General features: G+C 40.2%; 22 protein-coding genes. 4 read left to right on the forward strand and 18 right to left on the reverse strand.

Annotated features, from left to right (window positions below; all coding sequences use genetic code 11):
- Window positions 1-8: 8 nt before the first annotated feature.
- Entirely contained in the window at window positions 9-788 is a 780-nt protein-coding gene (locus tag J0A69_RS08590; protein ID WP_206586917.1) for an SDR family NAD(P)-dependent oxidoreductase, read from the forward strand.
- Here the strand turns inward: J0A69_RS08590 and J0A69_RS08595 are convergent.
- The 4 genes from J0A69_RS08595 to J0A69_RS08610 all read right to left on the reverse strand — a co-directional run bounded on the left by J0A69_RS08595 (window position 781) and on the right by J0A69_RS08610 (window position 4,413).
- Complete coding sequence (locus J0A69_RS08595) at window positions 781-1,323, reverse strand: dihydrofolate reductase family protein (RefSeq protein WP_206586148.1); 543 nt, start codon at window positions 1,321-1,323, stop codon at window positions 781-783. The two genes, J0A69_RS08590 and J0A69_RS08595, sit on opposite strands and share 8 nt — an antisense overlap.
- 66 nt (window positions 1,324-1,389) lie before the next feature.
- On the reverse strand, window positions 1,390-2,043 hold the full coding sequence (locus J0A69_RS08600; protein ID WP_206586149.1) for an SGNH/GDSL hydrolase family protein: 654 nt from the start codon (window positions 2,041-2,043) through the stop codon (window positions 1,390-1,392).
- 65 nt (window positions 2,044-2,108) lie between these two features.
- Window positions 2,109-3,800, reverse strand: a complete 1,692-nt coding sequence (locus J0A69_RS08605; protein WP_206586150.1) for a DUF2207 domain-containing protein — start codon at window positions 3,798-3,800, stop codon at window positions 2,109-2,111.
- Between the two features lie 49 nt (window positions 3,801-3,849).
- A complete protein-coding gene (locus tag J0A69_RS08610; protein ID WP_206586151.1) occupies window positions 3,850-4,413 on the reverse strand; it encodes a LemA family protein in 564 nt (187 codons plus the stop codon).
- 430 nt (window positions 4,414-4,843) lie between these two features.
- On the opposite strand from J0A69_RS08610, the gene katG reads away from it, so the two are divergent.
- The gene (katG, locus tag J0A69_RS08615) at window positions 4,844-7,096 is read left to right on the forward strand and encodes a catalase/peroxidase HPI (RefSeq protein ID WP_206586152.1); all 2,253 of its coding nucleotides are present in this window, start codon (window positions 4,844-4,846) and stop codon (window positions 7,094-7,096) included.
- Between the two features lie 53 nt (window positions 7,097-7,149).
- On the opposite strand, the gene J0A69_RS08620 is transcribed toward katG, so the two are convergent.
- Window positions 7,150-7,938 (reverse strand): polysaccharide deacetylase family protein, encoded by a 789-nt coding sequence (locus J0A69_RS08620; protein WP_206586153.1) that lies wholly within the window; start codon window positions 7,936-7,938, stop codon window positions 7,150-7,152.
- A gap of 21 nt (window positions 7,939-7,959) precedes the next feature.
- A complete protein-coding gene (locus J0A69_RS08625) occupies window positions 7,960-9,291 on the reverse strand; it encodes a GntP family permease (protein WP_206586154.1) in 1,332 nt (443 codons plus the stop codon).
- A 250-nt stretch (window positions 9,292-9,541) separates the two neighbouring features.
- Between J0A69_RS08625 and J0A69_RS08630 the strand changes: the two genes are divergently transcribed.
- Both J0A69_RS08630 and J0A69_RS08635 read left to right on the forward strand, forming a co-directional pair.
- The gene (locus tag J0A69_RS08630) at window positions 9,542-11,578 is read left to right on the forward strand and encodes a family 20 glycosylhydrolase (RefSeq protein WP_206586155.1); all 2,037 of its coding nucleotides are present in this window, start codon (window positions 9,542-9,544) and stop codon (window positions 11,576-11,578) included.
- A 94-nt stretch (window positions 11,579-11,672) separates the two neighbouring features.
- Window positions 11,673-12,548 (forward strand): DUF808 domain-containing protein, encoded by an 876-nt coding sequence (locus J0A69_RS08635; RefSeq protein ID WP_206586156.1) that lies wholly within the window; start codon window positions 11,673-11,675, stop codon window positions 12,546-12,548.
- Window positions 12,549-12,583: 35 nt separating this feature from the next.
- On the opposite strand, the gene J0A69_RS08640 is transcribed toward J0A69_RS08635, so the two are convergent.
- From J0A69_RS08640 to J0A69_RS08695, 12 genes are all read right to left on the reverse strand, one after another.
- The gene (locus J0A69_RS08640; RefSeq protein ID WP_206586157.1) at window positions 12,584-13,060 is read right to left on the reverse strand and encodes an acyl-CoA thioesterase; all 477 of its coding nucleotides are present in this window, start codon (window positions 13,058-13,060) and stop codon (window positions 12,584-12,586) included.
- On the reverse strand, window positions 13,044-13,445 hold the full coding sequence (locus J0A69_RS08645; RefSeq protein WP_206586158.1) for a hypothetical protein: 402 nt from the start codon (window positions 13,443-13,445) through the stop codon (window positions 13,044-13,046). Before J0A69_RS08645 ends, J0A69_RS08640 begins: the two co-directional genes overlap by 17 nt.
- A 3-nt stretch (window positions 13,446-13,448) precedes the next feature.
- Window positions 13,449-14,039 carry a TMEM175 family protein gene (locus J0A69_RS08650; protein WP_206586159.1) on the reverse strand — a complete coding sequence of 197 codons (591 nt, stop codon included), beginning with the start codon at window positions 14,037-14,039 and terminating at the stop codon, window positions 13,449-13,451.
- Between the two features lie 3 nt (window positions 14,040-14,042).
- On the reverse strand, window positions 14,043-14,966 hold the full coding sequence (locus J0A69_RS08655) for an SGNH/GDSL hydrolase family protein (protein WP_206586160.1): 924 nt from the start codon (window positions 14,964-14,966) through the stop codon (window positions 14,043-14,045).
- Window positions 14,967-14,974: 8 nt separating this feature from the next.
- Entirely contained in the window at window positions 14,975-15,430 is a 456-nt protein-coding gene (locus tag J0A69_RS08660; protein ID WP_206586161.1) for a nuclear transport factor 2 family protein, read from the reverse strand.
- An 84-nt stretch (window positions 15,431-15,514) separates the two neighbouring features.
- Window positions 15,515-17,074 (reverse strand): M81 family metallopeptidase, encoded by a 1,560-nt coding sequence (locus tag J0A69_RS08665; protein WP_206586162.1) that lies wholly within the window; start codon window positions 17,072-17,074, stop codon window positions 15,515-15,517.
- Between the two features lie 151 nt (window positions 17,075-17,225).
- Window positions 17,226-17,567 carry an L-rhamnose mutarotase gene (locus J0A69_RS08670; protein WP_206586163.1) on the reverse strand — a complete coding sequence of 114 codons (342 nt, stop codon included), beginning with the start codon at window positions 17,565-17,567 and terminating at the stop codon, window positions 17,226-17,228.
- 11 nt (window positions 17,568-17,578) lie between these two features.
- Window positions 17,579-18,394, reverse strand: coding sequence for a sugar phosphate isomerase/epimerase family protein (locus tag J0A69_RS08675; protein WP_206586164.1), 816 nt, complete (start codon window positions 18,392-18,394; stop codon window positions 17,579-17,581).
- Window position 18,395: 1 nt separating this feature from the next.
- A complete protein-coding gene (locus J0A69_RS08680) occupies window positions 18,396-19,418 on the reverse strand; it encodes a zinc-binding alcohol dehydrogenase family protein (RefSeq protein WP_206586165.1) in 1,023 nt (340 codons plus the stop codon).
- 12 nt (window positions 19,419-19,430) lie between these two features.
- Window positions 19,431-20,363 (reverse strand): aldo/keto reductase, encoded by a 933-nt coding sequence (locus tag J0A69_RS08685; protein WP_206586166.1) that lies wholly within the window; start codon window positions 20,361-20,363, stop codon window positions 19,431-19,433.
- Window positions 20,364-20,409: 46 nt separating this feature from the next.
- The gene (locus J0A69_RS08690; RefSeq protein ID WP_206586167.1) at window positions 20,410-22,005 is read right to left on the reverse strand and encodes a sulfatase; all 1,596 of its coding nucleotides are present in this window, start codon (window positions 22,003-22,005) and stop codon (window positions 20,410-20,412) included.
- A 94-nt stretch (window positions 22,006-22,099) separates the two neighbouring features.
- Window positions 22,100-22,831, reverse strand: coding sequence for a peptidylprolyl isomerase (locus J0A69_RS08695; protein ID WP_206586168.1), 732 nt, complete (start codon window positions 22,829-22,831; stop codon window positions 22,100-22,102).
- Window positions 22,832-22,833 lie beyond the last annotated feature (2 nt).

Raw genomic sequence — 22,833 nt, forward strand, 5'->3', positions numbered from 1 at the left:
GCAATACGATGAGTGAATTACCAGGAATTAAACTTTTTGATCTGACAGGAAAATCGGCCATCATCACAGGAGGATCCAAGGGTTTGGGTCAGGCTATGGCAGCCGGACTTGCCAGTGCTGGGGCAAATGTGATGTTGGTCAGTAGAAATTTGGACGAAGGCAAAAAAGCCGCCGATGAGATAGCAAGTGCTTATGGAGTAAAAGCTATATCTTTTGAAGCGGATGTGGTGAATGAAGATCAAACCATTGCCATGGCCAAAGCTGCCAATGATGCATTTGGAGGCATCGATATCTTGATTAATTCAGCGGGTATTAACATTCGTGGGGCAATAGATGAATTGACTTTGGATGATTTTCAAAAAGTGATGGACATCAATGTGACTGGTACTTGGCTTTGCTGTCGTGCGGTTACTCCTTATATGAAAGCTGCCAAAAGTGGAAGCATCATCAATTTGTCAAGTACTTTGGGTGTGGTTGGTTTAGCGAATCGAACTCCATATACTTCCAGCAAAGGTGCCGTAGTTCAAATGACAAGGGCTTTAGGATTAGAATTTGCACCTTTCAATATCAATGTCAATGCGATCTGTCCTGGACCTTTTCTAACCGAAATGAATCTACCTATTGCAGATACAGAAGAAGGGAAAAAGTTTGTTGTTGGAGCCACCGCTTTAGGAAGGTGGGGGGAACTAAAGGAAATACAAGGAGCTGCAATTTTCTTAGCTTCAGATGCCAGTAATTACATGGTTGGATCGCTGGTTACAGTTGATGGAGGATGGACTGCTAGGTAACTTCTCGCTCTCGAACAAAATGATTTTGAGCCACCTTATCGAAAAATAAGGTGGTTTTTACACATTTAAAGACCAGTTTTTTTGGAAGGCTACCGAAAAGAGGAATACCTTCTCCCAAAAGAACCGGAATGGTGGTAATGATCATCTCATCGATCAGGTCTTCAGCTAAAAAAGTTTGAATAGTTTTGCCCCCATCGATGTAAAGGTGATGAAAGCCTTTGCTATGAACTTCAGTCAACACTTCTTGAATTGAACCTTTGACCAAAAACACTTTACCCGATAATCTTTCGGGAATTTCAGTCATAGAATTGCTCCAGACAAAAACAGGTTTTTTATAGAACCATTCTCCTTCAAAAGCTTCAACAACCTTATAGGTATTTCTTCCCATCAGAAGTGCGTCGATCTGTGAAGTGAATCCTTCATAACCGGTATCAATATGATCTATCTCAGGAAAAGTTGAAAGCCAGTCCAATTCATCGTTTTTTCCTGCGATAAAGCCATCTAAGCTGGTTGCGATAAAAACACTATTTTTCATTTGCCTCAAATTTTCTCTTCAAATATGCCAAAAGGTTGACTAAACTGTAGTAAAACGACGGGGGAGTTATCGGATTTCTTTATCTAAAAATTCATAGATGATCTCGGCCAACTGTTCATATCCTTCTGGAGTATAATGCACATCGTTATCCCCAAGTCCATTGCTTTTATGAATCGAAATGGAAGGATTATATAGATCATTGATTAAGACTCCATGTTCCTTCATGACTTTTTTGGCAACTTGATTATATTTTTTAGGATCCTTTTTGAATCTCCCTGCTTCGTTTTCTGGGACATAGGTAGTGCTGACAAAAATCAATTTTGCATCAGAAAGCTTTTGGATTTTTGTTACTAGAGCATCAAGATTTGCCTGATATTCCTCCAAAGAATAAGTAAGAGTCCCGTTTATTTTATCACGATTTCCATATTCTTTGGAGTCTGGATGGCGATAGCATAAATCCCACAATCCCCAGTTGAATTGAATGATATCCCAATCCTCTTCACCGATCCATTCATCAATTTTGTCAAGGCCAGTTCCTGTATGTTGCGCATTTCCGGGATTATGTACGACGATAGCAGACTCACCAAATTTTTCCTGAACAAAAGGTGTATAGCCGATGGAAATAGAATCACCGATAATAAGGATTTTAGGTTTTTCTTCAGTGCTGAGGATGACTGATGAAAACAGGAAGACAGCCGCAAAAGTGATCGATTTTATCATCTAGTTCAGTCAAATGAAAATGGGTGAAATTAGTAGAATAAGCATGGTTTGGTGGTATTTGGAGTTTACCAGCTTCCTCCGCCTCCACCTCCGAAACCGCCTCCTGAAGAGCCTCCTCCTCCTGAACTTCCAGAGCTAGATGGTGAACTGACCATGTTGGATTGAGTAGCACTAATGGAGCTAGAAAAGGATTGAGAAAAATGATTCATAGATGTCATCCTTCCTGATGTGGAGGAATACCAAGTAGGTGGAGGCAAATGCAATGCATCAAATTTCTTGGTCCACCTTTCAAAAAGACCAAAAGCCAATGCATAGCTCATAGTGGTCTCAAAATAACTGGGATCTTCTTTCAAAAGCATCCTCAATTTATTTTCCTCAGCCACTCTGATGAAGGATTTGAAGCCTTTCAACTCAGATAAAATCTGACTCCCTTTTTTGTTCTTTTTGATTAAAAACTGACTCATAATCAATAGAAAAATACAAGAAACCACCGTGCACACAGCTGCTAGAATTCCCCAGAAAAAGAAATTCATTGGAGTTAGGATAATGATAAGGAAAATTAATCCTGCAATGGTATAATTCCTGATTTTCCTAGATTCATTCACATAATAGATTTGAGCTGCATCTTTTAAAGCACTAGAAGCACTGCCCATAGTTGTGTAGAATTTGTCCTTCAGACTACTTACCAAAACTTCATCATTCGATCCATATTTTGAGAATAAACCATTGAAAAGTTTGATCTGGTAGTCTGGTACATCATCTCCAAGGTTCTGTAATTTGATAAGCTTGGTGTCATCCTTAGCAAACCAACCTTTTTTATCTATTTCCTCAATTTTTATAAAGCCTTGGGAAGCCCAATAAGGAATCAGAGAAATCAAGTCTTGATTATCGCTGGAATCATCAATCAAATAACCGACCATGGCAGGATCCAATCCTTCTGGTGGATAGTAACTGGTGGTTGTGGTTACTTTGTCGTCTTGTCCGTGCTTTTTCCAAATTCTAAAAAACCCAAAAAATAGCCCTGCAAGCAAAATGGTCCAGCCGTAATCTGTCCAGAATGGCCAAATAGGCTTTATTTCCTTAATACTAGCTGCAGGAAGCTTCAGCAAAACAGTAACACTTTCTCCTTGGTAAGAAATAAAATCATCCACACTTTTGCCAGAATAGACTCCATTTGAATAGGTGGTAGTAAAGTCTGTACTGGGTTCAGAATTTCCATATTCACCTGTGTAGATATAGGAATCACCATCCCCAATAGTGGTATTTTCTGGAAGTCTAATGTTGAATTCAATATTCTTGAACCCTGGCTCCCAGTCCAATGGTTTCAGGTTCCAGTAAAATTGAACTTGGTTATTTTCATGGATAAAGGCATTGTAAACACGGTAGCGAATTTCAAAAGTCTGTGGACCTTCAATGGTAAAGCCAGCATCACCTATCTTGATTTGGGCAGAACCATTTAGGCGTTGCTCAAACTTGGAGCTTTTTTCAAACTTATAATTCAGAACTTCTATATCAGTGATTTGAATATCTCGCTCTTCACGAGATCCATCCATCGTTACAAAGTCATAATTGGTCTGGATTTTCCGATAGATTCCATGCTTGGGAACTTCAAAAAACAGGTCATATTTCTCAACGACATCAAAAAAACCTTCTTCCGAAAGGGTTATGTCCACTTTATAGGAATTGACTGAATATCCTTGCGCAAAAAGATCGAATTGCAGGGAAAACAGGAATAAGAGAAAAATTACCTTTTTCAAAATTTAATGAAGCTTTGGGTTACTGAAGACTATTTTGGAAAGATGCAGACTATTTAGAGAAATCAATTTTGACATTTTCTCTGCTTTCTGGCTCAGCCTCGAAATATTCGAAATGCTGGTAATTAAACATTCCCGCAAACAGCACACCTGGAAAGCTTTCTCCATAGGTATTGTTTTCACGGACTGTTCCATTGTAATATCTTCTGGCTCTTTCGAGGTTTTCTTCAATCTCGTTGAGTTTATCCTGAAGTTGTAAAAAGTTTGTATTGGCTTTTAAATCCGGATAAGCTTCACTCAAAGCAAAAATGCTTCTCAAGGTTTTCTGGAGCTGATTTTCTGCTTCAATTTGTTTATTGATGTCTCCAGATGGAACTGCCATGGCTGCGTTTCTAGCCTGAATTACTTTTTCCAAAGTTTCCTGTTCATGAGCTGCATATCCCTTGACCGTCTCAACCAAATTTGGGATTAGATCATATCTTCTTTTTAAAGCCACGTCAATATTGCTCCAAGCGTCTTTGACCGTATTTTTGTTTTTGACAAAGCTGTTGTAAATGTTGATCATCATAAGTCCGATGAACAAAGCGATAGCGAGGATGATAAAAAATGGAACCATAAGTATAAGTTAATTAGTGTGGGTAAAGTGAAATTATTGACAAGACTCTTTCAATCAATTAGATAGGTTTCAAAATACTACCTTTTATCCAAAACTCAAGAAAAATAAGTAGGGGAAGATTCAAGATTGAGATGTTTTCTGCATTTGAAGTTTTGAATTACTGGAATCTGCTGTAAAAATTAATTTCAAACAATAAGGATGTTTGGAGAGTCATGAGAGTTGTGAATTTAAAGACTTATTGGATTGATGATTTAAATCAGTTTAGAGAAAACCAGCTACCTGTTTGGCTCAAATTTTCTTAAATTACTGATCCTCAAAAAGAGATTGACTAAGTAAAATAGTCATAGGTTTTATCTATCAAAATTAATATTCTATAAATTATATTTTTGATATCTTCACAATTGGAATTAAAACTAAAACCCTAACATATATGGATAACCCTCATAATCATTCGTCAAATGGAAATAGTTTCGATGTAAACAACGGTGCATCAAAATGCCCTTTCACCGGCGGATCAATGAAAGCAGTTGCTGGTGGAGGAATGCGCAATCGTGACTGGTGGCCAAACCAATTAAAACTTAACATTTTGCGTCAACATTCTTCTCTTTCAAATCCAATGGAAGAATCTTTTGACTATGCAAAAGAATTCAACTCACTTGATTTGAAGGAAGTTAAGAAAGATATCTTCGAGTTGATGGAAACATCACAGGATTGGTGGCCGGCAGATTTTGGTCATTATGGTCCTTTCTTTATCAGAATGGCTTGGCATAGTGCCGGTACTTATAGAATTCAAGATGGAAGAGGAGGAGGAGGTTCAGGAACTCAGCGTTTTGCTCCTTTGAACAGCTGGCCAGATAATGCCAACCTTGACAAAGCCAGATTATTATTATGGCCAATCAAGCAGAAATATGGCAAGAAACTTTCTTGGGCAGATTTGATGATCTTGACAGGTAACTGTGCATTGGAATCCATGGGATTGAAAACCTTTGGATTCGGTGGTGGTCGTGAAGACATCTGGGAGCCTGAGGAGGATGTGTACTGGGGTTCTGAAGGCCAATGGATGGGTGATGAAGACCGATACAGCGGAGATCGAGTTTTGGAAAACCCACTAGGTGCTACTCACATGGGTTTGATCTATGTGAACCCAGAAGGACCAAAAGGTCAACCAGATCCAATTGGAGCTGCAAAAGATATTCGTGAGACTTTTGGCCGTATGGCTATGAATGATTACGAAACTGTAGCGCTTATCGCTGGAGGCCATACTTTCGGTAAAACTCACGGTGCAGCAGATCCAACGAAATTTGTAGCTGCAGAACCTGCAGGAGCTCCTATCGAAGAAATGAGTATGGGATGGAAGAACTCTTACGGAACTGGAAATGCCGCTGATACTATCACCAGTGGTATTGAAGTGACTTGGACTACTACCCCTACAAAATGGAGCAATAACTTCTTTGAAAATCTTTTCGGATTTGATTGGGAATTGACCAAAGGTCCAGGAGGAGCCTATCAGTGGACTCCAAAAGGTGGAGCAGGTGCTGGAACAGTTCCTGATGCTCATGATCCATCTAAAAAACATGCTCCTGCAATGTTGACGACAGATTTGGCTTTGAAATTTGATCCGGAATACGAGAAAATTTCTAGACATTTCTACGAGAATCCTGAGGAGTTTGCAGATGCTTTCGCTAGAGCTTGGTTTAAGTTGACTCATAGAGATATGGGGCCTGTAGCTAGATATTTAGGTCCAGAAGTTCCTTCAGAAGAGTTGCTTTGGCAAGACCCAATTCCTACTCCAAATTATAAACTCGTAGATGCTTCAGATGTAGAAGACCTTAAGGCAAAAGTTTTAGCTTCTGGTCTTTCAGTTTCTGAATTGGTTTCAACGGCTTGGGCTTCTGCTTCTACTTTCAGAGGTTCTGATAAACGCGGTGGTGCCAATGGTGCTCGAGTGAGATTAGCTCCTCAGAAAAATTGGGAAGTAAACAACCCAGCACAATTATCAAAAGTCTTGGAAGTTTTGGAAGGAATCCAAACTGAATTTAATAGCAAGCAAGTTGGAGGAAAGCAGATTTCAATTGCTGACATTATCGTACTTGCAGGTTGTGCTGGAGTAGAAAAAGCTGCTAAAGATGCTGGATATGATGTGAAAGTTCCTTTCACTCCAGGAAGAGGTGACGCTTCTCAAGATCAAACTGATATCGAATCCTTCGACGCATTGGAACCAGCAGCAGATGGTTTCAGAAATTATTACGCTCCAAAACACAAAGCTTCAGCAGAGGAAATGTTAATTGACAAAGCTCAATTGATGACTTTGACGGCACCTGAAATGACTGTGTTGGTTGGTGGAATGCGCGTTTTGGGTACCAATTATAATGGTGCGAAACACGGAGTATTTACTGACAAGCCTGGAGTTTTGACAAATGATTACTTTGTTAATCTATTGGATCTTAGAACTACCTGGAATGGTACCACTGATGCTCAAAATGTATTTGTTGGTAGCGACAGAACTACTGGTGAACCAAAATGGACTGGTACAAGAGTCGATTTGATCTTTGGTTCAAATTCTGAGCTTAGAGCGATTGCAGAAGTTTATGGATGTGCTGATTCAGGTGAAAAATTCGTAAAAGACTTCGTTGCTGCTTGGGATAAGGTTATGAACCTAGACAGATTTGATCTAAAAAAATAAGTAACAGAATAAACAGAAAAGGTGATCTGATTTCAGCTCACCTTTTTTTATGCCTAATTATTCAGCTTTTTAGTAAAGTCCGGTGAGATTTTTTCTTTGGCCTCAGTAAAATCAATATAATCAGCCAAACCTTCCATAGAGATCACCCGATAGTTATTCTCTTGTAAAAAATTCAAATATTCTTTGAATAGCGCGGGAGGTGTATTGACCCAAGGGTGTTCAATGTCAGGTACTCCATGAATGGTGAGGATGACTATTTTTCCATCTTTAGCTTGTTTCAAAGCCTCAAAAATTTCCTCTTTATTATTTTCATCAGTTGCCCAACTAGGAATCAAATAGGGATGGTCAGTTAATGGATCATAGGCTCTGCTTCCTCCTGCACGGGCGCTAGAATAATTCAAATCTTCTAAATATATCAAAGCCTGTTCATTTAATCCATAACCTGGATAGGCAAAGGTGCTTGGGTTAGGAATTCCAAGAGAATCACATTTTTGCTCGATATACCTCAGTTCTTCGATGAATTTGGCTTGATCTAACTTAGAGACATTGGCATGGTGATGTGTATGATTCCCTACTTCAAACCCCATTTTATCTAATTGCTGGATCTGTCTCCAATTCATGTAGAGTGTGCTATCCTGAGAATTTGGAGGGAATTCGCACACATAAAAGGTGCCTCCAAAACCATATTCCTTTAATAATGGAGCGACAACTGAATAATGACTTGCCGGTGCATCATCAAAGGTCAGAACAACCAGTTTATCAGGAATCGGGTGCTTGAGAATCTGGGATTTTCCAGTTTGGTAAATCGAAAAAGCAAAAATCAAAAGGAGTAGCTTTTTCATGAATATGCTGAGAATCTTGGACTAGTTTAACAACAAAGTAATCACGTAAATCATCAGAATGGCCGTGATTGACATGATAAATGTGCCAAAGCTATGGGATTTATTCCCCTGCTTGATCGAGAGTCCCGAGAGCTGAGTGACAGCCCAAAAGAAGCTGTCATTCGCATGGGAGATGGCCATGGCACCTGCACCCGTTGCTAATACGGCAAATACACGCATCGTATCTGAATCCAGTCCTAAAGTAGCCAGCAAAGGAGCAATGATCGAAGCTGTGGTGATCATTGCAACTGTAGAAGATCCTTGGGCTGTCTTTAGAGAAAAAGCAATTAAGAATGGCAAGAAAATCCCCCAGCTTGCGCCACTTAAGCTGGAACTGACCAAATCGCCTATCCCTGAATTTTGAAGCATTTTCCCAAAAACTCCACCTGCTCCGGTGATCAGGATAACCGGGGCAGCGATCAGCATTGCTTCACCAATCCAACCACTGGCGCTTAGAAGTTTTTTGTCATATTTTGAAGGAAGAGAAAATGATAAAAATGCTCCAATCAAAAGCGCTATGACAGGACTTCCCAAGAATAAAATGATGTTCGTAAAACTGTTATCTCCAAATGGTTGGGTAGGGTATTTCGCGATGGACGCCAAAACGATCAAGACCAAAGGAATAATGATGGGCAAGAAAGAATTGAAAGGAGTAGGAGCTTTCTTGGTTTCTTTTTCAGGGTTTGTAGTGGCGAATTTTGGCTCCAAAGGAATCTTGGAAACGAATTTATTGACAAAAATATAGCTGGGAATCAATGTTACTAAACTGACAATGAGGCCCCAGAAAATAACCATTCCAAGGTCTGCCTCATAAATTCCGGCAGTTGCAATAGGCCCTGGAGTTGGGGGAACCAACGAATGTGATGCAGTTGCTCCTAAAGCCAAAGCTATTGTAGTAGCAGCATAAGGCACTTTTCCCTTAAGAGAAAGTGACTTGCTGATCGGATTCATCATGATGAAGGTACTATCTCCAAACACTGGAATCGACAAAATATAACCACTGAAAAGCATGGCCGAAGTGACGCGTTTTTCACCGATCCAAGAGAGTATTTTCTGTGCAATAACTAAGGCTCCACCCGTTTTTTCCAAGAATGTCCCGATCATCACACCTAGTAAGATCAATAAACCTATACTGCCCAGTACTCCTCCAAAACCATCAGAAATTGATTTGAGAATAAGATCCGTAGACATTCCGGAAAGCAATCCATAAAAAATTGCACCTACAAAAAGAGCCAAGAATGGATGAATGTCAAATTTGACGATGGCGATCATGATAAAAGCAAGCGCCACCAGGATAATCAGGAGGGTAAGCATGTGGGAACTAGGTTTATTTTGGGTTGGTAGGTTTGAATTACCTCTGGTTAAACCTAAAAATTAAATAAAATTGCCCAATAAAAAAGGCTGGGAATGAATTAAGTTCTTCAAAGCTTGGATTTAGGCAAGATAAAAGCTTGAGCTAGGTCCGAATCCCTGATTTTCTTTAAGTAATCCAGCTAGCGGCAGAATTTTTTTTATTTTAGGTTCTATCTTTTTAAATGATTTTCATAGCTGTAAAAGTCTCACCATGAAATTTGCCTTCCAATCCATTTTAATTTTCGCACTTCTCATTAGTTACGCATGTTCCCCAGCATTAAAGGAAGAGGCAAACTTCCAACTCCTTCCGGTTCCAGCAGAAGTCTCTTGGATGGGATTCTCTAGATTGAATCCTTCGGAGATCAAAGAAGTTTTGGAAAAAGCGAAACATGAATTTACCTCCGGAAATAAACTGGAAGGCTTTAATGAATCTGATTTGACTTTGGTCTTGGATGAGGGATTTGAATTAAAAAATGAGGGATATCAGCTAGGTATCAATGCAGATGGAATAAACATCCTATCCAATTCTGAAGCCGGATTATGGTATGGTTTGATGACTTTGGAGCAGCTAATCCAAGATGCTGAAGATCAAAATGCCTATTTGCCTCTAGTGGAAATCAAAGATGAGCCAGCTTTGGCTTACCGTGCAGTGCATTTAGATGTGAAGCATCATCTGGCGAAAAAAGAATATTACTACGAACTCATGGATCGCTTCGCTGCAATGAAGATCAATGCGATTATCATTGAAATTGAGGATAAACTAGCTTATCAACTTCAGCCAAAAGTTGCCGCACCTGACGCTTATTCTATTGAAGAGTGGAAAGCAATTTCGGATTATGCAATGGCTAGGAATATTCGGATGTCACCTTTGGTACAAGGGCTTGGACATGCCTCATTTATTTTAAAACATCCAGAATACGTTTCTGTAAGAGATGATCCGGAAAGTGATTGGGCTTTTAATCCCCTTGATGAGAAAACCTATGAAGTCCAGTTTGACTTGTACACGGATGCTTTAAAGGCTTTTACACATGCCAATTACCTGCACGTGGGAGGAGATGAGGTTCATACCACGGGGAGGAATAGTGGGATGTCCCCATTGGAGCTCCAGCTTACCTGGCTAAACAGAGTAAGTAAATATGCTGAAGAAAAAGGATTAACTCCGATTTTTTGGGATGATATGCCATTGCAAAATGCTGGACTTTATAGATCTATTTACAATCGAAATTTGAGTGAAGCTCAAATTGATAGCATTTGGTCTGTCAATGAATCCAAGCTCAATGAGTTTGTGGACATGTTCCCAAAGAACTGTATTTACATGCGCTGGAATTACAGCATGCCTGAGTCTCCCGGAAATAAAAGAGCCATTCAGTGGTTTACTCAAAATGGATTTAAAGTGATGGGAGCAACAGCTGGACAGACCCGATGGAATTTGATGCCTTTGGAAAACAGCAATACTGCCAATATTCGAGATTTTGCCTTAAGCTCAATTGATCTGAATGCAGATGGGTTGTTATTGACACTTTGGGATGATGATTCTCCGCTATTTGAATTGTATCAGCGTGGAATAGCGACTTTCGCAGAATACACATGGTCAGGTCAAAAAAGAACTGAAGATGAAATTCATACAGCTTTTCGTCAGCGAATGTTCGGGCCTGACTTGGCGTCAGAAGAATATGCTTTCATAGAAAGTCTGGAGGGACCTGTTGCTTTCTGGAAAAATGCTTTGCTGGATGGAACAGATAGAAATAGACTAAAAAAGCTTAGTAAAACTCCCGATGAATTTTTAATAACAATGCCCATTTTGGATTCAGCAGGAGCCTGGACAGCAAAATATCAGGAGAGAGTTTCCAAAGCAGAAGAAAATCTGAAAATCGTTGAAGAGGTTTTAGCAAAGATTGAGGCTTCTAAAAAAGCAGCTTTGAGGAATACCTATAATCTGGAAGCCTATGAGCAGGTTGCCAAAGTGGTACAGTTTACCAATCAGGCTTTACTTACATTAGCAAAACTTGATCATCCAAGCGGAGAGGAAAGAAACATTGCCAAAGCAGAATTAGCTGGAATGGAAGCTAAATGGAATGCCATAGAATCTGAATTAGAGAGCGTTTACGGCAAAACCAGAGTGTTGAATAAACCAGACGACTATGTGTTAGATCAAGACCATCACATTCACTTAGCTAATCAAGCAAAGAAATTTTCCGATTGGCAATTTCATGTTGAAAATTTGTTTTTAGAAAAGATCAAAGAGTAGCCTTTGTAGGAACACATACTGGCCTTATCTTCACCAATCAATTTGAACACTAAAGATTGAGTAGTTTTTCTTTTTAAATGATTATTTATAAACCATGGCATCAGGAATATTTGCGCTGCTGGATGATATAGCCACATTAATGGATGATGTGGCAGTAATGAGTAAAGTTGCAGCGAAAAAGACGGCAGGAATTTTAGGTGATGATTTGGCAGTAAATGCAGAGAAAGCTTCAGGCTTCGTCTCTGACCGAGAGCTTCCTGTGCTTTGGGCAATCACCAAAGGTTCACTACTCAACAAATTGATTATTTTACCTTTTGCCTTTCTTCTAAGTGCTTTTGTTCCCATAGCCGTCACCATTATTTTGATCATAGGAGGGGTGTATCTGGCTTTCGAAGGGGCAGAGAAAATCTATGAGTATTTAGTGCCGCATAAACATGAAAATAAAGTCGTCTTAATTGAAAATCTCAGTGAAGAGGAGATTTTGAAAAGGGAAAAGGAAAAAATCAGATCTGCTATTGTAACTGATTTTATTCTTTCAGTTGAGATTATAATTATTGCTTTAGGAACAGTGGTAGAATCTCCGATTACTACTCAGATTTTTGTAGTAAGTATAATAGCCCTATTGGCTACTGTTGGTGTTTATGGCATCGTAGCTCTGATCGTAAGAATGGATGAGTTTGGTTACAGATTGATTGCGATCAATGAGGAAGACGATAGTTTTTCAGACAAGGTAGGAAGGATTTTAGTCAATGCTCTTCCCAAAATCATCAAAGGAATGGGAGTCATCGGAACGGTTGCTTTGGTGTTGGTTTCTGGAGGCATTTTTTCTCATAACATTGAGTTTTTCCATCATTTTCTGGAATCCTGGCCTTCGCTACTCAAAGATATTTTGCTTGGCTTGGTAATCGGTTTTGCAGCTTTTGGGATATTTGAACTATTCCATAAGCTCTTCAAAAAGAAAGCACATTAAAAAAGGCTCCATTTGGAGCCTTTTTTGGTTAATTACTATTCGTTGAAAAAGGGTTTCATCTCGTTATGGATGTTTTCCCTCAAGGTTTTCAGTCGCATGGCGTATTCTTCCAACTTCTTTTCTTGGTCAGTTTGAGGTATCCAAGGCTTCACTGTCTTTGGATTACCATGTTCATCCACGGCAACAAAAATGATAATGCAATGGGTTTTTTTCTCGAATTGATGCTCAGAAAAATCCCTGGAGTAGACCTCAACCATGATGTGAATGCTTGAGTTTCCGGTATAGATTACTGCTGCATCTATTTTGATTACTTCACCGATATTTATGGGTTTGTAAAAACGGATCCCACCAACATACACTGTCACACAATAGCTTTCTGCCCAAGTCCTGGCGCAAGTATAAGCTGCCTGATCGATCCATTTCATCACCACGCCTCCATGGACTTTTCCTCCAAAATTTACATCAGAAGGTTCACTGATAAATTGAAATGAGGTTTTATGTAGATTTTCCATTTTTTGTTTGAAGAGGGTGTGTGAATAAAATTAAGGCAAAAATCACTGCGAATACAGTGTAAATCCCCGCCAGGATCAAGAAGGGAATCTGATCGAAATGTTGAGGGAGAAATTTGAGCAGAGCCAAAGCTCCCATGATAAAATGGGTAAAATTCCCCACGGCAATGGGGCGATTATAAATTCCCCCAATCGTACTTCCTCTGACCATCCAATTAATCATCGCAAAGCCAAAATATAAGGCGCCAGTAAGTTGTAAAAAAATAGAAGCAGCTTCAGGAAGACCGAAAAATGCCGCAGTTTCTTGAGGTATAAAGGCAAGGTCAATGCCTATCAATCCTAAAAACACAGCACTTAGTGTGAAAATTAACTTGGTGTTGAGGTTCATGAGTTAGTTTATAGATTCTTCTTCCTCGAGAGTTCGCTCGATTCTTTTATCTGGGATTAGCCACATCAAAGCCACAAGGATATAAAATAAAGCTGAAATCCAGCTATTGATCCAACAGGATGCGATCCCAAGAATGTATAGAATCGGAGAAAGTTTCCCTTTAAAGTCCGAGCCCACGGCTTTTGCCAAAATCCCCTCTGTCCCATGTTCTTGGATGATGAGATTCTGTAAAATAAAATAGGCAATTGCAGCCATCAGAAGAATCCCTCCATAAAGCGCCATGGTCATAGGAGCAAAGTTGTTTTCACCCATCCACCCCGTTACAAATGGCACCAAGGAAAGCCAAAACAAAAGATGAAGATTTGCCCAAAGGATAGGCCCCGAAACACGCTTGACAGTATGCATCATGTGGTGATGATTATTCCAGTAAATTCCGAGATAAATAAAGCTCAAAATATAACTGAGAACCACAGGGATGAGAGGTTTCAAATCTGCGAGTTCATGCCCATGGGGTACTTTTATTTCCAAAACCATAATGGTAATGACAATCGCCAAAACCCCATCGCTAAATGCTTCTAATCTTCCTTTTTGCATGAGTTAGTGCAGTAAATCCCGAATTTCTTTTTCCAGTAAATCAACCTGAATATATGCTTCATCCAGAGGCAAGCCTTCTGCCAATCCAGGTCTCAAATGCCCCGTGGACCGAAGCCAAGCATCCCGAAGAATTGCCTGTTTTTTAGAAATCAAATTGAATATTTTTTCTCCGTTTTCAAATTCTGAAATAGCGGATTGGAAGGTGCCAAATTCTTCAGCTTCAAGACCTAGATATTCCAAAATCGGTCTGGCCATCAACCAATGTCCCAATTCACCAGGATGTATCCCGTCTTTAGCCAAAAAGAATTCCGAATCCGTTTTTCGTTGGTCCTCCAAATATTTCCGCATCGGCCAATGCAAGTCAATGACTTCCCAATCGTCTGTATACCTTTTGCTGATCAACCAATCCGAATAATTGTCCAGCACATTTGCATAGGCTTCTCCTTTAATTGGATCATAGATAGGAGGCGCAAGGAAAATACTTTGGGCATTTATGGAAGCAATTTCACTTGCTAGCCATTCGATTCCATCTTTATATTTTTGAAAGCGAGAATCATCCAAAGGCAAGTAAATGCCATCATTCATACCATAATTTGCAAAGACAAGATCGGGTAGAATCTGCTCGAATATCCGATCTATTCTCTCATGGAGATCCGGCCTTGGAAAAGCCCCACCGGCATGTCCTTCCTCGGAAAGTCCGGAAACAGTTTCACTCGGGAGGCCCAGATTGATCCATTCTATGGTTGATTCAGGATGTTTTAAACGGTAATAGGTTTCGATAAATGCGATATACTGACCCGCATAAGTGATGCTATTCCCCAAAAACAAGATCTGTTGTGTATCTCCAGAAATGGGAGTTTTTTCTTGGCAGTTCGCTTTGGTAGCAAGCAAAAAACAGAAACAGAAAATGAGTAATCTAAACTTCATTGTTTTTCTTATTTGTCTGCGGCAGGAAAGCTATGCAGATTTTTGATTCTCCACCCATCCTCAGTCTTAACGGCAATCACACTTTCAATCCAATGAATCTCACGAGTGACTTCTCCGTCTTTTAAAAACGTCGCATAATTATGATAGATCGTATAGCCCATGTTTTGGTCCACCCGGGTTTCTATAAAATCAATTTTATTGACACGCTCTCCTGAGTTTCGTTTTTTAGCATTTTCCAAAATTCCTTTGATGATACCCATGTCCCAGATTTCGCCATTTTCCAAGATTTTGATATCAGGAGTGTAAAATCTATCTAGTTGGTCGAGATTATAGGAGGAAAACAAAACGTCGAAAGATTCCTGCACCAAATTTTGGATTTGTATTTCATCAGAAAGTGGTTTTTCCTGTGAGAAAGAGGAAATGGTTGTTCCGAGGAAAAGAAGAAGAAAAATCAGTTTTTTCATGGGATTAAATCGGGTATCTAAATTGAAGATAAAAAAATGCTGCTCCTTTTGAGAACAGCATTTTAAATTAATTTTCTAAAGCCATTATTTCAGTTGATCTGAAGCAGGAATGAATTGTGTGCTCAAGTCTGGATCAGGCATGTCTTTATCGAGCGGGAACATTGGTCTTTTGATGCGTTGGTATCCCAATCTTTCCAGATCTTGATCCACTCCGCCTGGAGTCAATGCCATCACCCAATCACCTCTCATATCATAAAGTTCAGGAACTAAATACCCGATTTTAACCATCACGATATCGGCTTCCCTCGGATTTAACCCCAATTCAGTGAAGTCGCTTTCATTGTGATAAGGTTTTCTCTTTTTGGTGACGATTACATGAACCGAACCAATTTTTACCACTACTTCCACCTCTGCAGCTCTGTCTCCTTCTTTGATGAATTCTACTGTTCCTTTTAATGGCACCGGTGGAGCAAAGCGATCATCTACTGCTGCTCCGGCAGTTCCTTCTACTGTTCCACCCACGCCAACTTCCACCGCTTTTTCCACGAATTCAGGTCCTGGAATCGATGCATAGATTAAGGTTGGACCATCTTCAGATTTAAATTCAGGCCTTTTCAAAACTTCAGTGATAGTCCACGTTACATCCCCAGCGCCTCCTGCAGTAGGATTGTCTCCCATGTCAGAAATCATATAAGGCTTTTTGTCACTAGCCAAAGCCATTTTAAGACTTTCATCCAATGTTGCTACTGGAGCTACAAACTCAAATTCATTTCTCACATCCCAAAAGCTATTTGCCAGGTATTCTGCAGATTCGGAAACAGCTTTTTCATCATCTCCAGTGACCATCACTACGGCATGATTTCTTGGTTCGTCAGCCCAAGCATATCCAATCCAGATAGCTGCATCGATCACTCCCTCTTTCTCTATCTGGCTAGGGATTTTCGCATAGAGGCTCTTTCCCGGATCAATTCGGGTACTGGTTTTCTCACCCGGAAGCAGGATAGGTACTGGAATCCAGGCTTTGTAAGCAGGTTTGCCTTTACCACTTTCCAATCTGTCAAGCATATTCTCGACAGCTCTTTGTTTGGATTCCAAAGCATCTTCGTGAGGAGCCATTCGGTAACAGGTAATCAAATCTGTGTGTTGGGCCAATCGCTCAGAAACATTACCGTGCAAATCCATCGAGGTAGAAATTAGCGTTTCTGTTCCTACCACATCCCGCACTTTGGCTATGAAATCTCCTTCAGGATCATCCAAACCCACCACGCTCATGGCGCCATGGATGTCAAAGAATAAGCCATCATAAGGAAGGTTTTCTTTGAGCATTTCCAGAGTCACTCCAACTAAGGAATCATAGGCTTCTCTTGTTACAATTCCACCCGGAATCGCATGACCTCTTAAAGTTGGAAACCACTCGGCTCTACCTCTGTCTACTGAACCTGAATCCAGAAAAGGATAATAGCTGAATATTTCTTCTCCCACTCTTGTACGAAATGCCGCAGCATCACTTTGAGCAGGGGAGAAGGTGCTGGATTCTATGGCCAAACCAGCGATAGCGATTCGGGGAAGTTTTTCTTTCGTTTCTGGACTGGAACAGCCAAATGCAAGTAAAATTGCCAAAAGGCCAAAAATTGAATTTCTCATGAAATTAGTGTTGGGTATTAGAAATGATGTTGAACAGATCATTTGGGCTGTTACAAGTATGGGGGATTTTTTCTGAAATCTTAAAAATTTCAGTTGGAGTTTTACCAATGGTGTTTTTCACTTACCAAAGAAGCAGAATGAAATAGATGGTTTATTCTCCTGATTTGAAAATTCTCTTCATCAAGACCCATTTTTCTCCTGGTTTCGCCCAAGGAATTGCTTGCTGGTATTTCCACATCAGGTTTTCCCATTCCTGAATCTTAGGATTTGCTGCATCCATCTTCGCTTTTTCCTCAAAGGTGAATTCATCCGTTGTTTCCAGAATCATAAACATCCGATTCCCTGTGCGGAAGATTTCAATATTGGTCACTCCACAATCGATGTCATGCTGGGTTACTTCAGGCCAGGCATTCCCTGAGGCATGATACTGTTCGTATTCTTTGATGGATTCCGGGTCGTCTATTAAATCCAACGTGAGGCAAAATCGCTTCATGGTGTCTGGGTTTATCGAAAATATTTTTTGAAAGATTGAATCGTCTGTAAAGCCGCTTCATCAGAGCTTGGTTCAGGAAATGCCTCTGCAGAAATAAAACCTGAATAGTTGATCGATTTAATTGCTTGGGCCACTGAATCCATTTCTGTATGACCCAAACCAATGGCTTTTCTGTTGCTGTCGGCAAAATGAATATGACCAATATAAGAACCAGCTGACCGGATACTTTCAGCCATATCAGCCTCCTCAATATTCATGTGAAACAAGTCTGCCAGCAATTTTACGTGTTTTGTTTTGAGCTTTTCTAAAAATTCAACTCCAGCTTGCAGAGTATTCATTAAGTTGGTTTCATAGCGATTGAGCGGTTCATATATCAAGAATGTCCCTGCTTCTGCAGCCTTTTCTCCAAGAATTTCTAAAGCTTCAGCTAGCCAGAAAAGTGTTTTTTCACGGTCATTTCCTGCCAAAACATTTCCTTGCATAGAGCCAATGATGGCTGGAGCTCCGAAGATTGCACCAAAGGAAATCATGTCAGAGATAAAGGAAATTGCCTTTTTTCTGATATCAGGATTTTGATCAGTCAGAGTCAAGCCATGAATTACTTTTCCGGCACCTGTTCCAACAGCAGAAAGTTCTAGATTGAATTTTTGTAAAAGCTGCTTCAGATTATCTATTGCTATAGTGTCTGAGGCGGGCGTAAATAATTCAATCGCGTCAAAACCAAGATCGGAAGCCTTTTCCATGCCTTTTTCCAAGTCATGCCAATAGATCCAAGGGCCATAGGTGATTTGTGGGACTAGAGCTATGGTGGTACTAGATTTAATCATTTTATGCTTGGTCAAAGTCTATCATTAATTTGGTGATTCCGACAGGATTTGCATCCCAGTCTATCATCGTTTGAGGCGCTTCATCTATGGTAACTACTTTGCTTATCACATCATCAACCGGAAATTTTCCTTCTTCCAGATATTTGATAACAGTCGGGAAGTCACCCAAGCAATTTCTGGAACCGAGGATTTCAATCTCTTTTTGCACAAAGAGCGAGGTGTTAAAGTCCACATCTTTTTTAGCATAGCCAATGCAAACCACTCGTCCCGTAAAAGCAACTTCCTCTACTGCAGCTCTGTAAGTTGCCGGACTTCCTACCGCCTCTATGATTACATCTGGACCATCGTTATTGGAATATTTCTGAAGAGCCTCGTGAAGGTTTTCTTTGCTAGGATTGATCGTTTGGGCAACGCCAATTTTCTTGGCGATTTCTAATTTATTGTCATCTAAATCAATTGCAATAACTTGCGCTCCTCTTTCTACAGCAGAAGCAATTGCGCCCATACCCACAATGCCACAACCTAAAACAGCGACAATATCCTCATCAGTAATCCTCCCTCTTTCTGCCGCATGAAAACCAACTGTTAGCGGTTCTGCCAAGGCAAGTTCGCGGAGCGAAAGCTTACTTGAAGGGAATGTGTCCTGATAAGGAACCGAGATGTATCGAGTCATGGCCCCGGGTCGTCTCACTCCCATGGTTTTATTGGTCTTGCAGGAATTGGGTCTGCCTTTTCTACAGGCTTTACAAGTTCCGCAATTTTGGTAGGGGTAAATGGTGACATTGGTTCCTACTTTAATAGAATCAGGGACATTAGGTCCGATTTCTTCTATGGTTCCGCCCACTTCATGTCCCAGGATATTTGGGTATTCTTGTAAGGGAAATAACCCTCTAAAGCTATTCAGATCTCCTCCGCAGAATCCAACCATTCCCACGCGAACCAAAACTTCTCCTGATCCAACTTTGGGTTTTTCTACTTCCTGAACCTCAGTTTTTCCAACTTCAGTTATTACTAATGCTTTCATTTCAATAGGTATTTATAGGTTGTTTTCTGGTTTACCTTCAAACCACATTTTATTTTTCACAGGTGCCAAAAGGGTAGTAATGTCCTTCAATAGCGATTCCGGAATTTCAAAATCAACAGCTTTTACATTCTGCTCAATGATTTCTGGTTTATTCATCCCTACAATTGTCGTGGCAATATCAGGGTGATCCATGGCATATCGCAAGGCAACATCACTTAACTGAACCCCATAGTTTTGGCACATTTCCAACAAAATTGGCTGCATGGCTTTCACCTCATCTGGTGATCGATGCCATTCAGGAAGCGGGGCGTCAGAAAGAATCCGCTGCATCAAAGGTGCGGCATTCATCAATCCAAATCCTTTTTCCTTCGAAAGAGGAACCAACTCGTCATTAATTTCATCTTCAAGCAAGTTGTAATGTGCCCAAGAAAGAACCGTGTCGATTTCCACTTCTCTGGCTATTTGCGCAAGGTATCTTACTGGCAATCCAGTAATTCCGATAAATCGGGCTTTTCCACTTTTTTTAATTTCCTGAATGGCAGGAATCGCTTCTTCGATAATCTGTTTTTTGTCGACGAACTCAATGTCGTGAAGCTGAAAGAGATCCACATAATCAGTTTTCAAGCGGCTTAAAGATTCATCGATGCTTTTAAAGATTCTTTCCCTTGAAAAATCAAATTCCTGAAGCCCATATCGACCACATTTGGTCGCTAAAATGATGTCCTTTCTTTTTCCTTCCAGCCCTTTTCCCAATCGCTCCTCCGCCAAAGTCAAACCATAGAAAGGAGAAACATCAAAGAAATTGACTCCATTATCGATGGCATAGTGGACAGTTCTTTTGGCTTCTTCTAGGGTACATTCATCGAAGACATTGCCCAAGGGTGAAGCTCCAAAACCAAGGATGGAAACCTCTAAATTGGTTTTTCCTAAGAGACGGTATTTCATAATTTTTTATTTCGGGTTTTTTTTTAAAAAGTCTAAGCTTAATTAATCAGTCAATCGTCTTACTCCCCCACCAATCTTTATTAGGTTGGAAATCTTTCGACAACATGGCTTCGCGTTGATTTTCCAATCTTTCTATCAAGGTAGTGCGATAATTCATGTTGACAATAGCAGCTGAATCAGGATCATATAAAGGATCTTCACTGGCCATGTTTGCATTTCGTTCTGCCAACCAGGTTAGAAGTTCCTTCGAAAGTTCTGCTGTTTTAGTAGGGTTTACAGCGGCTAAATCATTCTCCTCACCCAAGTCATTGGCGAGATTATAAAGCTCATCATGCCCATCCTCCCAATAATGAATCAATTTCCAATCTCCTTTTCGAATGCTGGAATTGGGTTCTCCTCCTTGATTTCCATAATGCGGATAATGCCAATACAAAGACCTTTCTTCCAAGTTTCCCCCTTCCAAAAGTGGACGGATACTCGTTCCATCTAGAGTCTCATAATTTGGATTGATTCCTGCGAATTCTAATAGGGTTGGATAAAAATCTATCCCAGCCACAGGAGTATCGTTTTTAGCTCCGTTGTTATTTAGCCAAGGCACATAAACCAAATAGGGAATCCTCGTTCCTCCTTCAAACTGATAGCCTTTTCCACCTCTCAAAGGATCCAAATTGGTGGAATAATTATCTCCAGAAACAACTCCTCCATTATCGGAGGTGAAAATGATGATGGTGTTTTCTGACAATCCAAGTTCCTCCAACTTATTTATAACCGCTCCAACAGCCTCATCCATTTGTTCTATCAAACCTGCATAAACAGGATTATCCTGATGTTTTCTTGCAGGTAAAACTCGTTCCATTTCAAAACCTACACTATCAATTCCCATAGCTTCAGCCTTGTTTCGATACCTTGCCCATTTTTCCTCCGAGGTTTGAATTGGAGCGTGTACAGCATAAAATGAGAGGTAGGCAAGAAATTTTTCTTCTTGGTGCTGCTCAATAAACATATTGGTTTCCTTGGCTAGTTTCATGGATAAACTCATGCCTTTTTCCTCTGGAAAATCCTCCATAAAAGGGTTTTCAAAAGGGGAGAAGTATCCACCAGAATAGGGGCCTCCAACATGGTATCCTCCTTTATTGAAGTCAAATCCATGATCTGTAGGGAGAGAATTTTCTTCCGCGGATCCCAAATGCCATTTTCCTGCGAAAAAAGTAGTGTAGCCTGCTTCTTTCAACGCTTCAGGAAGCGTGGTCATTTCCTTCGAAAGCTGATGTTCGTAATCTGCAGGAAGTAGTTTTGAATAACGCTTGTAACTTCTCCATTCCTCTCCGGCTGGAGCTCCAATCCAATCCGTAATGCCATGATTTGCGGTAAATTTTCCAGTCATCAAACTTGCTCTCGATGGACTGCAAACGGCACTATTGGCATAGCCATTTGTGAAAATCATCCCTTTCGAAGCGAGCTTGTCTAGGTTTGGAGTTTCATAATACTCGCTTCCCATAAAACCTACATCATTGTACCCCAAGTCATCCACTAGAATAAAAACAATGTTTGGCTCGGTAGGTACAGATGGTTTGCTGGTACAAGAGAAAAGAAAAATGCTGATCAAAAGCCAGACAAAAAAGAGGGGGTTAAAGGTTTTCATGAAAAGAAACAGGGATTATGATGGGTTTTCTTACTTGGGTTTTAAGTCTTCCTCTAAATAATTCGATTTGTTAATAAAGAGAAGTCCTTTTTGATTACCGGAGCTTTTTCGGCTGATTCAGGAGATATAATTTCATTCTAATCGGATTTACTGGCTCATCCCTTTCACCTGTCTCAGTTGTGGCGATTTTATCCAAAACCTCATAGCCAATTTCCAGTTCTCCAAAAACCGTATAACCCCCATCTAAATGTGGAGTGCCACCCACGGTAGTGTATAGCGTTCTTTGAGTATCATTCAGAGTCAGGTCTCTGTCTTTAACATGTTCCTCCAAAGAACTCTCTGTGTAGGGATTTCGCTGAACAATATAAAATTGAGTGCTGCTACTCGCTTTTTCTGGGTTGTTTGTTCTGGCTGCCGCCAAAGCACCTCTTTTATGGTAAATGCCCTGCTCTGTTCTGAATTCGGCTGGAATTAATTCTCCTTGGAAAGGAGCTGTTTCTTCATCTTCAGTTGGATTTGGTCTACCGCCCTGGATCATAAATTCATTAATGACACGGTGAAATTCCAGACTGTCGTAATAATTTGATTTTACTTTGGCTACAAAATTATCCCGATGCAAAGGGGTTTGGTTGTACAGTTTCACCATCATATCTCCTTCACTTGTCGCGATAAGGACATGATAAAGGCTGTCTTTTTTGGGGATTAGAGACTGGAAAGTTTTGATTTTTTCGAGTTCGGCTCCAGAATAGGCTGAATTGATTTTACTACTTTGACAGGAGCTGAAGCCAATTAATAAAATTAGACCTAAGTAAAATTTAAATTTCATAG

The organism is Algoriphagus pacificus, assembly GCF_017254845.1.
GTDB lineage: Bacteria > Bacteroidota > Bacteroidia > Cytophagales > Cyclobacteriaceae > Algoriphagus > Algoriphagus pacificus.